General features: G+C 72.5%; 7 protein-coding genes. 3 read left to right on the top strand and 4 right to left on the bottom strand.

The annotated features are described in order from the left end of the window. The first annotated feature begins 70 nt into the window (after positions 1–70). The 3 genes from ACZ4N4_RS40425 to ACZ4N4_RS40415 all read left to right on the top strand — a co-directional run bounded on the left by ACZ4N4_RS40425 (position 71) and on the right by ACZ4N4_RS40415 (position 4,179). On the top strand, positions 71–469 hold the full coding sequence (locus ACZ4N4_RS40425) for a helix-turn-helix transcriptional regulator (protein WP_450765595.1): 399 nt from the start codon (positions 71–73) through the stop codon (positions 467–469). Between the two features lie 163 nt (positions 470–632). Beyond that, positions 633–884 (top strand): hypothetical protein, encoded by a 252-nt coding sequence (locus ACZ4N4_RS40420; RefSeq protein ID WP_453564711.1) that lies wholly within the window; start codon positions 633–635, stop codon positions 882–884. Between the two features lie 139 nt (positions 885–1,023). After that, on the top strand, positions 1,024–4,179 hold the full coding sequence (locus tag ACZ4N4_RS40415) for an amidohydrolase family protein (RefSeq protein ID WP_467598482.1): 3,156 nt from the start codon (positions 1,024–1,026) through the stop codon (positions 4,177–4,179). Between the two features lie 154 nt (positions 4,180–4,333). Here ACZ4N4_RS40415 and ACZ4N4_RS40410 read toward each other — a convergent pair whose 3' ends face one another. From ACZ4N4_RS40410 to ACZ4N4_RS40395, 4 genes are read right to left on the bottom strand one after another with little or no spacing between them, the layout of a single operon-like run. Continuing rightward, positions 4,334–5,905, bottom strand: a complete 1,572-nt coding sequence (locus ACZ4N4_RS40410; RefSeq protein ID WP_467598479.1) for a fatty acid--CoA ligase — start codon at positions 5,903–5,905, stop codon at positions 4,334–4,336. 23 nt (positions 5,906–5,928) lie between these two features. Next, positions 5,929–7,761 (bottom strand): polyketide synthase, encoded by a 1,833-nt coding sequence (locus ACZ4N4_RS40405; RefSeq protein WP_467598476.1) that lies wholly within the window; start codon positions 7,759–7,761, stop codon positions 5,929–5,931. Between the two features lie 16 nt (positions 7,762–7,777). Beyond that, on the bottom strand, positions 7,778–14,263 hold the full coding sequence (locus ACZ4N4_RS40400; protein ID WP_467598473.1) for a type I polyketide synthase: 6,486 nt from the start codon (positions 14,261–14,263) through the stop codon (positions 7,778–7,780). Beyond that, entirely contained in the window at positions 14,260–14,664 is a 405-nt protein-coding gene (locus ACZ4N4_RS40395; RefSeq protein WP_467598470.1) for an acyl carrier protein, read from the bottom strand. Before ACZ4N4_RS40395 ends, ACZ4N4_RS40400 begins: the two co-directional genes overlap by 4 nt. Between the last annotated feature and the right edge of the window lie 90 nt (positions 14,665–14,754).

Raw genomic sequence — 14,754 nt, 5'->3', positions numbered from 1 at the left:
GATCGCGGTGGCGACCGTAGAATCGGCGCGACATGGCGGACTCCGCAGGCGGCGAGCAGGAAGTGACTCAGTGGCCAACGCACTGCAGCAGTTGATCCGTGAGCACCTCGACCGCAAGGGCTGGTCCTACGGTGACGTGGCGCGGCGCGGTGGTGTCCCCCGCTCCACGGTCCACCACCTGGCCACCACCGAGCGGGTGGTCCGCATGCCCCAGACGGCGACCCTGGAGGGCCTGGCCAAGGGCCTGGAGCTCCCGCTGGAGAGCGTGCGCCGGGCCGCCGCCGAGGCGTGCGGGATCCACGTGTACGACACCTCGCCGGACGCCGGCGCGACCGGCGGCGCCGCCGACCCCGAGGTCGCGCTGCTCATCGCGAGCGTCCAGAAGCTGTCGGCGGACGACCGCCGCCATGTCACCGCGCTGGTCGAGTCCCTGCTGGACCGTTCCTCCGGGCCCGCCAAGGAGAAGTGACCGCCACCGGACGGCTCCTCGAACGCTCTCGGACGGTCTTTCGCCAAGTCGGAAAAAGAATCCGACTCCGCACGAAACCGTGAAGATCCAGGACTAGTCTCTCGTTCTGCCCGGGACGCGAGAGCCGCACGACCACGGGCTCTCAGGGGGAAATGTGTTGTTCGTGCACGGCGGAACCGCGACGGCCGTGGTCCGGGGACCCGACGGCGAGTCGGTCGTCCTGCTGTCCGGGGAACTGCCCGAGGTGCTCACCGACGCCTCGGTCACCGAGCTCCTGGACCTGGCCGCCGCCATCCTGGACGCCGGTGAACTCGCCCTCTTCGAGGAATGCCTGCACGCATTGCGCAGCAACGGCATGCGGGCGGGCCGCCGCATCGAGGTCGACGGCGCGGTCCTGACCGTCTACGAGGGGTGAGCCGACCCGGTGTCCGGGCAATGCCGCCATTCGGTTTTCCGGTCGTGTCGAACCCGTCCACGGATTCGGGATAATCACCCCTCGGTCGCAACGCCCCCGGTATAAGGTTCTGGCGCCGAATCACGACAGGGGGAACTCCGTGACATCGAACAGCTGGGATCCGAATTCCTCACACCAGGAGAAAACCGGACGGATTTCACGGCGCACGTTACTGAGAAGCGGCGGTGTCGCGGGACTCGGGGTATTCATACCGGTCGCCGGAAACGCGGACCCCGCCGCCGCCGCGCCCGCACCTCACGTCGTCGCCCGCGAAAGCGCCAATCTCGCCGTCTCTCTCTCACCCGACGGCCGCACCATCGCCCTCGACGCGCTCAACGCGATCTGGCTGCTCCCCGCGGCCGGCGGCACGGCCCGCCGGCTCACCGAGGACGGGCTGGACGCCACCCAGCCGCACTGGGCGCCCGATGGGCAGACCCTGGTGTTCCAGTCGTTCCGCAAAGGGGCCTACGACCTGTGGCGGATCGGCGCCGACGGATCGGGACTGCGGCGGCTGACCGACGGGGCGGGGTACGACCAGGAGCCGAAGTTCTCGCCGGACGGCCGGCTGGTGGCCTTCGCCTCCGACCGCGGCAACGCCGGGCGCATCTGGCTGCTGGACACCGGGACCGGTGGTCTGCGCCCGCTGACGCAGGGCGACCGCAACGTCTCCATGCCCGCCTGGTCACCCGACGGAAGGCGGGTGGCCTACATCGCCGACGGCGGGGTGGTCGAGGCCGTCGACATCCTCTCGGGAGCGGTCGAGACCCTGGTCACCGGGCCCGCGGACGCGGCCCTGTACGCGCCGTCGTTCAGCCCCGACGGACGGCACGTGACCCATGTGCGGGTGACCGGGCCGCGCGCCGACCTCATGCTGGACGACCGGGCCCTGACCGACGGGGAGGACGTGTTCCCGCTGGCAGCCTGCTGGCTCAGCGCCGACGAACTCCTCTACACCGCCGACGGACACATCCGCCGCCGCACCCTGGACGGCACGCGGACCGACATTCCGTTCCGCGCCGAGGTGAGCCTCGCGCGGCCGGCCCCGTACCGGCGCCGCAGCCCGGACATCACCTCCACCCGCCCGCAGGACGTCCTCGGCGTCGCCGACCCGGTGCTGTCACCCGACGGGCACGACATCGCCTTCCGGGCGCTCAACGCCCTGTGGCTGCTGCGCGACGGCGAGCGGCCGCGACGGATCGTGGGCGACGGTTACTGGAACGCCTCCCCCGACTGGTCTCCCGACGGCCGTTCCCTGGTCTACGTGAGCGACCGCGCCGGTACCGCGAACCTCTGGCGCCACGACCTCGCCGCCGGTACCCGCGAGCGGCTCACCGACCTGCCGAACGCCCAGCTCTCGCCGCGCTGGTCACCCGACGGAACCCGGATCGCGTACCAGGACGAAGGCGGCGCCACCTGGGTGCTGACCCTCGCCGACGGCTCGGTGACCAAGGTGGTGGGCGAGCTCTACCAGCCCGGTCCCCCCGCCTGGTCGCCGGACGGCAGGCTGATCGCGCTGGCCGCGGTCGCCCCGTACTCCCGCCGCAGCAGCAACGGACACAACCAGCTCCTCACCGTCGACCTGGACACCCACGAGGTGCGCTACCAGGCCCCCGCGCCGGGGCGCTCCCTGTCCACCCGCAGCGGCGACGGCCCGCTGTGGACGCCGGACGGCCGGCATCTGGTCGTGGGTATGGAGAGCCTCGCCTGGCGGGTACCGGTGGATGCCGACGGGCGGATCACGGGCGAGCCCGAGCCGCTGACCGACGAGACCACGGACTCCTTGTCGATCGACGCCCGCGGCACCACCTTGCTGTACCTGTCCGACGGGCGGCTGCGCGCCCACGGCCTCGACGGCTCCGGCACGCGCACCGTCCCCACGCGGCTGACCTGGAGCCGCCGCCCCGCCCCCGCGGGGCGCACCGTCGTACGGGCCGGGGCCCTGTGGGACGGCACCGGCGGCGAGCTCCGTCACGACGTGGACATCGCCGTCGAGGACGGACGGATCACCGAGGTGGCGCGCCGCGGCACCGTCCGTGGCGGCCGGACCGTCGACGCGTCCGCGCTGACCGTCCTGCCCGGACTGATCGACACCCACAACCACTGGCACTGGCGCGGCCCCCAGTGGGGCGACCGGCAGGGCCGGGCCTGGCTGGCGTACGGCGTGACCACCAGCCGGACCCCGGGGGACCCCGCGTACCAGATGGTGGAGAACCGGGAGGCGCTGGCGGCGGGTGCCCGGGTGGGGCCGCGGTACTTCGGTTCCGGAGAGGGGTTCGAGGGGACCCGCGGCCGGCACCGGGTGATGCGTCCGGTCTTCTCGCGCGCCCAGCTCGACCGCGACCTGCAGCGGGCCTTCGCGCTCCGCTACGACCTGCTGAAGTCGTACATCCGGCTGCCGCTCGACCTGGAACGCGAGGTGGTGGAGCGCGGCCACGCGGCCGGTGTGCCGGTCACCTCGCACTACCTCTACCCGGCGGCCCGCACGGGTCTGGACGGGATGGAGCACACCGGCGGAGGTAACCGGCTCGGCTACTCGCGCACGCTGAGCTTCGCCGCCGGCCGGACCTTCCAGGACTCCGTGGACCTGCTCGCCGCGAGCGGCATGTGGATCTCCACGACCACGCTGTTCGCGACGGAACTGCTCGCCGACGACCGGTCGCTGGTCGAGGACGAACGCACCCGGATCCTGTTCCCGGACTGGGAGTACGAGCGGCTGCGGCAGAAGGCCGACAGCGCCGGATCGGGCCCGGACGCCGAGCTCAACCATGCCTGGACGGTGGGCGACTGCGACATGCTGCTGCGGGTGCACCGGGCCGGCGGGCTGGTCGTGGCGGGCACGGACGCGGCGCTGGACGACATCGGCATCAGCATCCACCAGAACCTCCGGGCCCTGGTCAAGTACGGGTTCGCGCCCTGGGAGGCGCTCATCACCGCGACCGGGAACGCCGCCCGCTGCCTGGGCCTGGCCGACCGGCTGGGCGCCGTCGCCCCCGGTCTGCTCGCCGACCTGGTGTTCGTGGCGGGCGATCCGCTGCGCGACATCGCCGCCGCCGCGGCCGTACGGCAGGTGATGTCCGGGGGCAGGATGCACACCGTGCCGGAGCTGCTGGAACCGTTCCGCAGGCCCGCGGCGGCCACGGAGACCGTCGCGCACCCCCACCACGTGCGGACCGCGGCGGCCTCCGCCCTGCGCGACGCGGACCACTACTGGCACGAGGCCGAGTGGCGGCACCAGGGGTGCTGCCGTCAGCGGTGACCCCTGCCGTCACCAAGGGTCCGGGCGGGGTTCACCCCGCCCGGACTCCTGAAGAGCACGCCTTGTTCTCTGCCCGTGATTCCCGGCCCGTGGTTATCTGCCAGTGATTCCCCTGCCCGTGGTTTCTCTGCCTGTGATTCCCTGCCGCGCCGAATCAGTTGACCTGACGCTCCCGGCCCGCCCAGAACCGCTCGCGTAATTCCCTTCGAAGGATTTTTCCGCTGGGATTCCGGGGCACCCGCTCGATGAATTCGTAGCCGCTCGGGGATTTGAAATCGGCGATGTGATCCCGGAGGAAGAGTTTCAGTTCCCGTGGTTTCACCGTTGTTCCGGAGCGCAGGACGACGAAAGCGCGCACGGCCTCGCCCCAGCGTTCGTCCGGTACGCCGATCACCGCCGCCTCGGCCACCGCCGGATGGCCGCACAGGGCGTTCTCCACCTCGGCCGGATAGACGTTCTCACCGGCCACGATGACGGTGTCCTTGATGCGGTCGCAGATGTGCACGTAACCGTCCTGGTCGAGGTAGCCGGCGTCGCCGGTGCGCAGCCAGCCGTCGACGAGGCTCTCGCCGGTCGCCTCCTTCAGGCCCCAGTACTCCAGCATCACCGCGGGCGTGCGCAGCCGGATCTCCCCGACCTCGCCGGTCGCCAGGGCGGTGCCGTCCTCGCCGGTCACCGCCACCTCGACACCGGGGTAGGGCCGGCCCGCCGCGCGCAGTCGGGGGCTGCCCGGCACATGGTCCGCGGGCGGCAGACACAGCGCGGTGTTGCCGCTCTCGGTGAGCCCGTACAACTGCGCCAGATCGCAGCGCAGGGTCTCGATGCACTGCAGCAGCAGCGTCTCGGAGATCGGGGAGCCGCCGTAGGTGACCTTGCGCAGGGAGACGAAGTCCTGCGGGCCGACGCCGGGCTCGGCCAGCATCATCTGCAGCATCGCGGGCACGGCGAGGGTCGTGGTGACACCGAGCTCGCGGACCAGCCGTACGGCGTCGTGGGCGGAGAACATCCGCATGGCCACGTTCTTCACGCCGGCGTTGAAGCCCTGCATGGCCCACCAGATGCCGGCGACGTGGAAGCCGGGGATGCTGATGAGGCTGACGTCCCCCGGGTGCCAGTCGATCCAGTCGAGGCCGTGTTCGGCCAGCAGGTCACGGATGGCGAAGAAGCTGCGGTGGGCGAGGACGACACCTTTCGGCAGGCCTGTCGTGCCGCTGGTGTAGAGCTGGACCACCGGGTCGTCGGGGGCAGCCTCGACCGCGAGGTCGTCCTGCGGGAACTCCGCCCGCCACTCCTGGAAGCCGAGGCCGCTGCCCTGGCATCCGTCCACGCCCACCACCACGGGCCGGGACGGCAGCCGCGCACGGGACCGCTCGGCCACGTCGGTGTACTCCCGCTCCGCAAAGATCAGTTCGGCCTCGGAGTCGCCCAGGATGTGGTCGACCTCGCCCGGGGTGAGACGCCAGTTGACCGGGACGAGAACGGCGCCCGTCTTGGCGCAGGCGAAGAAGATCTCGTAGTAGTGCTCCGACTCCTTGCCGAGGTAGGCGACGCGCGAGCCCCGGCCGATCCCCGCGGCGGCCAGGGCGCGGGCCGAGCGGTTGCTGTCGCGGTGCAGCCGCTCGTAGGTGACCTCCCGGCCCTCGCACACCAGGGCCACCTGCTGGGGCTGCCGCGCCGCGTGGAACGCCACGGTGTCGACGGCGGTCCGGAGATTCGGATAGTGCATTCGGGCGTCCAATCCGTAGACGGTCAGGTCCAGTCGTGGTGGTCGGGCCAGAAGCGCCGGCCGGTCAGCGCGGGCCCCGGCAGCCTCAGCAGCGGGGGGCGCGGACCGTCCTCGGGCCACAGCGCCGGGAGGTCGGGCGGGCCCCCCGCGATGTGCCGTTGCGCGAGCCGGGACAGCAGCAGGGTGCGTTCCGTGCCGTCCGGGGGTGTCGGCGCGGCGGTCCGGGCCCCGTCCGCCACCCGGGCCAGTTCCCGCAGCAGACCGGCCCGGTCGTGCACCACCGACGCGTACCGCACCGCCAGATGGTCCCGTGCCTCGGCGAGCGTGCGGCTGACCGCGGCCGGGCTCCAGTCCGTGCTCTCGCGCAGGCGGTGGAGCATCCGCCGGGCCGTGGCCGCGAGGGCCAGGTCGTTGTGGCCGGACAGCAGAAGCAGCCACGGCCCGGGGAAGTCCGGTTCCCCGGCGTCGCGCTCGGGAGCACTCTCCAGGACGACATGCGCGTTGGTCCCGCAGAAGCCGAAGCCGCTCACCCCGGCGCGCCGGACGTCCTGGGCGGGCCAGGGCAGGGGCGCGGCGGCGAGTCTCAGCCCGGTGCGGCGCCAGGGGATGTCAGGGTCCAGGTCGTCCGCGCCGGGCTGCGGCGGCAGTTCGGCGTGTGCGAGGGCGAGCGCCGTCTTCATCAGCCCCGGGCCGCCGGAGGCGGTTTCCAGATAGCCGATGTTCGCCTTGACGGACCCGATGTGCAGCGGCGGCGCGTCCGGGGAGAACCGCTCGTAGGCCTCGGCGATCGACTCGGCCTCGATCTGACCGCCCAGTCGGGAGCCGTTCGCCTGGGCCTCGACGTACTGCACGTCGGCGGGTGACACCCCGGCGTCGCGCAGCGCGCGTTCGATCACCGCCTTCTGGCCGCGGGCCGAGGCGACGGACATGCTCGGCCGGTCGCCCTGCGCGTGCACCGCGCTGCCCCGCACCAGCGCGTACGGCAGACGGCCCGCGGAGACGGTGTCGGCGTACCGCTCGAGGACGACGACGCCGCATCCCTCTGCGCGCACATGCCCGTCGGCCCGGCGGGTGAAGGGCCGGCTGCGGCCGCTGGGCGACAGCATGCCGGCCCGGTCGAGGATGCCTGTGCTGAACGGCGACAGCAGCAGGTTGGCGATGCCCACCAGCGCGATGTCGCACTCCCGCCGTCGCAGGGCCTGTACGGCCAGGTGCACCGCGGTCAGCATCGACGAGGAGGCCGTGTCGACGGTGATCGCCGGACCGGCCACCCCCAGTGCCAGGGCGATCCGGCCGGAGAAGGCGCTGGGGGAACTGCCGGTGCTCATGTGCGGGGACAGCGCGCCGTCCGGGAGCCCGCCGCGCAGCCAGGCGTACGGGTACTCCACCGGCCCGGCGCCGGCGAAGACGCCGACGCTCGAGCGGCGCAGCCGCTCCCGGGAGAGGCCCGCGTCCGCCAGGGCCTGCACGGTGACCTCCAGCAGCAGCCGCTGCTGCGGGTCCATGTGCAGCGCTTCCTGCTCCGGAATGCCGAAGTAGGAGGCGTCGAACAGGTCCACGTCCGCCAGGTACGCGCCCTGGCGCAGCCGGTCGGCCAGTGGCGCCAGGTCGGGTGCGGCGAGGTTCCAGCGCGGCCGGCCAAGGCTGTCGGACGGCACACCGGCGGCCTCGGTCGCCAGCACCCGCCCCTCGCGCAGGGCGGTCCCCAGGGACCGGGCGTCGTCCAGGCCGCCGGGGAGGCGGCAGCCCATGCCGACGACGGCGATCCCCTGGGACTGCTCCTGGCGCTGCCGGGCGAGCATCACCATGAGCTGCTTCTTGGACAGCGATTCCAGATAGTCGATGTAGCTCGTCACGTTCCCTCGCACCGTCCTACAGCAGGCTCTCGCGCAGTGCGGCCAGTTCCTCGTCCGCCTCCGCCTCGGACAGGTCCTCCACGTCGCCGGCCCCGCCCGGCGTCTGTTCCTCGGCCGGCTCCGGCGTGTCCGGAACGAGCCGGCCGTCGATGAAGGCCGCCAGGGGCCGTACGGCCGGGTGGTCGAAGAGGGTGGAGGCGGGCAACGGGATGCGGAACACCGCCTCCAGGGCGTTCTTCAACTCGACCGAGGCGAGGGAGTCCAGGCCGAGGCTCACGAACGGGGTGTCGGGATCGACGTCCTGTGGGCCGTCGTACCGCAGCACCTCCGCGACCTTGGCGCGCAGCAGCTCCCGCAGCGCGGCCTCGCGCTCCGGTTTCGGCCGGGACAGCACGGCGTCCAGGTCGACCTCGGGCGCACGCGTGCCACGGTCGCCCGACAGCAGGTCCTTGAACAACGCGTTGGCGAACGGCTGGGAGGCGGTGTACGCGTCCCAGTCGAACGCTCCGACGACCGCCTGGGCGTGCGGCCGGGCGAGCGCCGTGAACAGGGCGCGCAGCGCGGCGCCGGGCTTCACGAACTTCAGTCCCCGGTCCTCGATCCCCTTGATCTGCTGGGCGGTGAGCGAGGCGGCCATGCCGATCTCCGCCCACGGCCCCCAGTTGACGCTCAGGCCCGGCAGTCCGGCGGCGGCCCGCCGCTGCATGAGGACGTCCATGTAGGCGTTGCCCGCGGCGTAGTTGGCCTGCCCGGCGGCGCCCAGGACGGCGGCGATCGAGGAGTAGCCGACGAAGAAGCGCACCGAGGGCACGGCGGCGGCCGCCCGGTGCAGCAGCCATGTCCCGTACACCTTGGCCCGCAGGACGCTCTCCATGCTGTCCCAGGTCTGGCCCGTCAGCGGTGCGTCGGCGAGGACGCCCGCCGCGTGCACGATGCCGCCGAGCGGGGCGGCCCCGTCGGTGAGGGCGCCGATGATGCGCTCGACGTCGGCGGGGTCGGCGATGTCGCCGTGATGGACGCTGACCTCGGTCTCGTCGCCGAGTTCGGCGGAGAGCTCGATCAGCTCGGGCAGCGTCAGCTGTCGGCGGCTGACGAGGGCCAGTCGGCGGGCGCCCTGCTGTACCAGCTTGCGGGCGGTGGCCAGGCCGAGCGCGCCGAGACCGCCGGTGATCAGATAGGTCTCCCCGGCGCTGATACGGACCGGTTCGGCCGGCCGCTCGTGCTCGTCGCGGAAGGCGATGACGATCTTGCCGAGGTTGGCCCCCCGGCTGAGCGCCCCGAACGCCTCCTCGATCTCGTCGAGCGCGTACCCGACGGTCGGCAGGGCGCCGAGCCGGCCGGCCTCGACATGGTCGGCCACCGTGCGCAGGATGTCCTGGTTGAGCTGGTCGAGTTCGTGCGGCGGCAGCTCGCTGAGGTCGAAGTTGTGGTGGTCGACGTCGGGGCGTTCGGCGCGCATCCGCTCGGCGGACCAGATGCCGATCTTGCCGAGTTCGACGAACCTGCCGCCGTGCCCGAGGGCGCGCAGCCCGGCCGGGATGTAGTCCTTGTTGAGGCTGTTGAGGACGATGTCGACGCCCTCGCCGCCGGTGGCCTCGAGCACCTCGTCGGCGAAGTCGAGGGTGCGCGAGTTCATGATGTGGCGCACACCCTGGGAGCGCAGCAGCGGCCACTTACGGGGGCTCGCGGTGGCGTACACCTCGGCGCCGGCGAGCTGTGCGAGCTGCACGGCCGCCTGTCCGACACCGCCCGCCGCGGCGTGGATCAGCACCCGGTCGCCGGCCTTGATCTTCGCGAGGTGGTGCAGGGCGTGGTAGGCGGTGACGTAGGCGGCGGGCAGCCCGGCGGCCTCGGTGAAGGTGAGGCCGGCGGGCTTGCGCACCACGACGGTGGACGGCACCGTGACCCGGCGCCGCATGCAGCCGATCCGGCTGAGGACGACCTCGTCGCCGGGCCGGAAGTCGGCGTCGGGCCCGGCGGCGACGACCGTGCCGGCGGCCTCGAAGCCGAGCGGCAGCGGCTCGTGCGGCAGCCCGTTGTCGAGGGCGTACTGGCGCAGCATCCCGAGGGCGTTGAGGACGTCCTTGAAGTTCAGGCCCGCGGCGTGGACCTGGACGGTGACCTCGTTCCCGGCCGGCTCGCGGTCCTCGACCGGCACCGGGCGGACCGCGGAGAACTGCCCGTACTCGGTGACGGTCAGTTCGAAGTTGCCGTCCGTGTCCACGGCGGTGACCGGGGCGTCGGGCAGCAGGCGCTTGACGTGGCGGATGCCGCCCCGGTAGGCGATCTGGAAGTCGCCGCCGGTGCCGTCACCGGCCAGCACCTCGTCGACCAGCGGCTGCGGGTCCGGGCCCGCCAGGTCGAGCAGGGTGGCGCGCAGCGCCGGGTACTCGTTGAGGAGTACGGCCCCGAAGCCCCACAGCGACGCGGCGGCCAGGGGGTCCGGCTCCAGGGAGCCGGTGCGGTCGCCCGGCAGCCACTGGGCCCGCTCGGTCACCAGCAGCACGCGCAGGTCACGGCCGGAGCCGAGACGTCCGGCGGCGTCCGTCAGAGTGAGCAGGTCGCGGTAGTTGCGCTCGGTCTCGGCGCGCAGCCGCTCCTCCCCGTGGGCGGCGGGCTCCGGGGTCCAGAACCAGCACAGGTCGGTGACCGCGGGGTGCTCGTCGAGCATCCGGACCGCGGTGGCCGAGTCCGGGGCGTGCAGCAGGGTCACGCCCGACTCGGCCAGCCGCTGCGTCGCCGCGGTGAGCGCGGCCGGGTCGTGGTGGACGGCCAGGACCTCGCGGCCCTGCTCGGTGGTGCCGGCCGGGGGCAGCGAGCGCTTGAGCCAGCGTGGCCGCAGGAGCATCCGCTCGGCGGGGTCGGCGGGCGCGCCGGCGACCCGCTTGAGCCGTACCCCCTCGACGGCGAAGACCGGGCGGGTGCCTTCCAGGGCCGCGATGTCGGCGGTGAGTTCGCCCGCCGTCTCGTCGAGCGTCACCTGGATGAGGATGCGCAGGTCCGCCTTGGGCCGCTTGAAAAGTGCGACGCGGTCGAAGCCGACGGGCAGATAGGTGCCGTCGAGGTCCACGGCCGCGCCGAGGGTCTGCATGGCGCAGTCCAGCAGCGAGGCCCGCAACTGCTCGGGGGCCGGGGTCTCCAGGCCGCGGAGCTCGCCGACCGCGAAGCCGTCCGGGTAGCGGTCGACCCCGAGGACGCGCCGGAACTCGGGCCCGTAGGGCAGGCCGAGGTCGGCGTAGTGCTCGTACAGGTCCTCGCCGCGGTGCCGTACCTGGCGGGTGCCGGGCCGCTCGGCCGTGGCACCCAGCCGCTGGATCACGGTGTCCGGTCCGGCGCCGGGCCGGCCGTCGGGCGCGGGGTCCAGGGTCGCGGTGGCGTGGACGCGTTCGATGACGCCGTCCCGGCCGTCGACGCGGCTGACGATCTCGACCGCGGCCGGGCCGTCAGCGGGGTCCCTGCCGGGTTCGGTGCGCAGCCGGGTGCGGACCTCGACCGGCTCGCCCTCCTTGAGGAACAGCGGTTCCAGAATGCGTACGTCCCGTACCGGGCGGGTGGTCTCACCGTGGACCGCGTCCTGGAGGGCGAGGACGATCTCGACGTAGCCCGCTCCCGGGAAGACGGCCTGCTCCATGACGACGTGGTCGGCCAGGTACGCCGGGGCAGCCGGGTCCAGGTGCGTGGCGAACTCCCGCTCTCCGGTGGCGCGCTGGTCGGCGGTGGACACCTCCCGGCCCAGCAGCGGGTGGTGCGCGGGGCCGGTGCCCGGGGTGGTCAGGGCGGCGCGGGGGCGCTCGCCGGGAAGGCGGTAGCGCTTCTTGGCGAACACATAGCCCGGCAGCGGTACGAGTCGGCCGCCGCTCTCCTGGTGGTAGCCGGTCCAGGAGACGTCGAGACCCGCCTCGTAGGCCCGGGCCAGGGCGGTGCGGATGGTGCCGGCACCGGTGTCGGACCGGGCGGCGCTGTTCAGCCACAGGTGCGTGGCCGGGTCACCGGTCTGCCGGCCCATGCCGGTGAGCGCGGAGGAGGGCCCCACCTCGATGAAGACGTGCCTCCCGCGGGCCTGCACACAGGTCATGCCGGCCGCGAAGTCGACGGGTTCGGCGATGTGCCGTACCCAGTAGTCCGGGGTGCCGACCTGGTCGAGGGTGGCGACCTGCCCCGTGAGGTTGGACACGAAGCTCAGCCGCGGCTCGTGGAAGGCGATGCCGGCGATCGCCTCCCGGAAGGCGTCGAAGACCTCGGTCATGAGCGGGGAGTGGAAGGCGTGCGAGACCGGCAGGGCCTTGGTGCGCACGCCCCGCTCCGCCAGCTTCGCGGTGATCGCGGCGAGGGAGTCCCGGCCCCCCGAGACGACGCACTGCTGCGGGGAGTTGACCGCGCCGAAGCTGACGTCGGCGTGGCCCTCCAGCAGGGGCGCCACCTCCCCGGCCGGGGCGAGGACGGCGGTCATGCCGCCGGGGGTCCGGACGGACTGCATCAGCCGGGCCCGTACGGCGACCAGCCGGACCGCGTCCTGGAGCGTGAACAGGCCCGCGAGCGCGGCCGCGGTGATCTCGCCGACGCTGTGGCCGAGGAGGACCGAGGGCCGTACGCCCCAGGACATCCAGAGCCTGGCGGTCGCGTACTCCAGGCTGAACAGCGCGGGCTGGGTGTAGAGGGTCTGGTCGATCGCCTCGGCGCTGTCCGGCGCCTCACCGAACATGATCTCCTTGACGGAGCGGCCGAGCCGGTCGGCGAAGAGGCGGTCGCACTCGTCGAGGTGGCCGCGGAAGACCGGGTAGCGGTCGTACAGGGCGCGCCCCATGCCGACGTACTGCGAGCCCTGGCCGGTGAACAGGAACGCCACCTGCGCGTCACGGAATCCGCTGTCCGTTGTGGGCGTGCTGTCCGTGGTGTCCCTGGTGTCCTCGTCGCCGCGTTCCAGGTATCGGGCGAGCAGCCCGTCCAGGTCGTCACGGGAGGAGACCGGGGCCGCGAGCCGGGCGCCGAGGTGGGTACGGCCGACGTTGGTGCTGTAGCAGAGGTCCGGCACGGCGAGGTCCGGATGGGCGGCGAGGAACGCGCGGTGGCTCTCGGCCTGCGCCCGCAGCGCGGGGCGGTCCTTGGCGGAGAGGGTGAAGACGTCGCGGCCGTCGGCCGGCGCGGCGGGGCGCTCGGGCGCGGGCGGCGCCTGTTCCAGGACGACCGAGGCGATGGTGCCCGCGAAGCCGAAGGAGTTGACCAGCGCCCGCCGGGGACCCTCCGCCTCCCAGGGGTGCGGTCCCCCGGTCGGCACGGTCACCCGGTAGCGGTCCCACGGGATGTGGCGGGACGGCGTCTCGAAGTTGATGTGCGGGTAGATCGCCCCCTCCAGCAGCTGGCACACCACCTTGGCGACACCGCCGACGCCCGCAGCGGCCTCCATGTGGCCGATGTTCGTCTTCACCGAGCCGACGACGAGCGGGGAGCCCTCGTCACGCGAGTCGGCGAACACGCTGTTGATCGAGCCCAGTTCGATGGGGTCGCCGAGGGATGTGCCGGTGCCGTGGGCCTCGACGTACTGGATGTCGCCCGGTCCGAGCGCCGCGCTCTCCAGCGCGGCCCTCATCAGCGCGATCTGCGCCGTGCCGTTCGGGACGGTCAGACCGCCGCTCTCGCCGTCCTGCCGGACCGCTGAGCCGCGTACCAGCGCCAGGACGGTGTCACCGTCGCGGCGGGCGTCCGTCAGGCGCTTGAGGACAAGCATGCCGCAGCCCTCGCTGCGGGCGTAGCCGTCGGCCGAGTCGTCGAAGGTCTTGCACCTGCCGTCCGGCGAGAGCATGTTGGCGCGCGAGTACACGACGTGGTTGCGCGGGTGGTGGTTGACGTTCACACCGCCCGCCAGGGCGAAGTCGCACTCCCGGCGGCGCAGCCCCTGCACCGCCAGGTGCAGGGCCACCAGCGACGACGAGCAGGCCGTGTCGACGCTCATGCAGGGACCGCGCCACCCCAGGAAGTACGACAGGCGTCCGGCCGCGGCGCTGTGCGCCGTGCCGGCGGCGACGTGCGGATCCAGTTCCGCGAGGTCCAGCGCCTCGATCTCGATCGCGAAGTCCATCTGGCCGACTCCGAGGTACACCCCGCCGTTGCCGCCGCGCAGTGTGTCGGGGTCGATGTGCGCGGACTCCAGCGCACGCCATGCCGACTCCAGGGCCCAGCGGTGCTGCGGATCGATGAACTCGGCTTCCTTGGGGGAAATGTTGAAGAACTTCGGGTCGAATTCGTCGAATCCGGCGACGAATCCACCACCGGCCGCCAGTGGACGTTTTCCAGCCGATTCCTCGGCGGCCTGAAGGGCGGCCAGATCCCACCGATCGGAGGGTACGGGTCCCGTTCCCGCGCGCCCGTCGCGGAGGAACTCGGAGAATTGGTCGAGGGTTTCGTTGCCACCCGGTAAACGGATGCCCATGCCGACGACGGCTATGGGCTCGTACTTCTCCAGGAGCAGCTCTTTGACCAGGGTGTCGGTGCGGGTGTCGGTCACAGGTACAGCTCCTTGAGCATGTCGTCTACCAGGTCCTTCGTGGACGGGCCCGCCTGCTCGCCGGCCGCCGGGGCGGCCGGCCCGGCGGCCGCGGCCGCGAAGAACTCGGGGATGACCTCGGCGACCAGAAAGTCGACCAGGTGCCCCACCGTCGGATGGTTGAAGAGATGGGCGGAGTCGATCGGGCGGCCGATCCCGCTTTCCAGACGCTGTCTGATGTCCGTGGCGCCCAGCGAGTTCAGACCGAGCTCGAAATAGCTCTGGTCATGGGGCAATACGTCCGTCTCGTCCATCATGAGTTCGCGTTTGAACTCCCGCACGACGAACGACTCGAGCAGTGCCCTGCGCTCGGACGGCGGGATTTCTCTCAATTCCTGCAGCCATGGTCCGGACGATGTCATGCTGCTCCTCGACGCCAGCAGATAAGGGGAATTCGATGACGGGGACGGAGACGACCGGCACGCGGACGGCCGGGACGGCCGACGCGGAAC

This window comes from Streptomyces sp. NPDC026538 (assembly GCF_055567535.1).
Note: the sequence above shows the minus strand (reverse complement) of the source record. Positions and strands in the feature narration are given on the sequence as shown.

Excerpts from the sequence above, each read along its gene's own strand:
- ACZ4N4_RS40410 (WP_467598479.1), bottom strand. The coding sequence starts at position 5,905 with ATGCACTATCCGAATCTCCGGACCGCCGTCGACACCGTGGCGTTCCAC.
- ACZ4N4_RS40395 (WP_467598470.1), bottom strand. The coding sequence starts at position 14,664 with ATGACATCGTCCGGACCATGGCTGCAGGAATTGAGAGAAATCCCGCCG.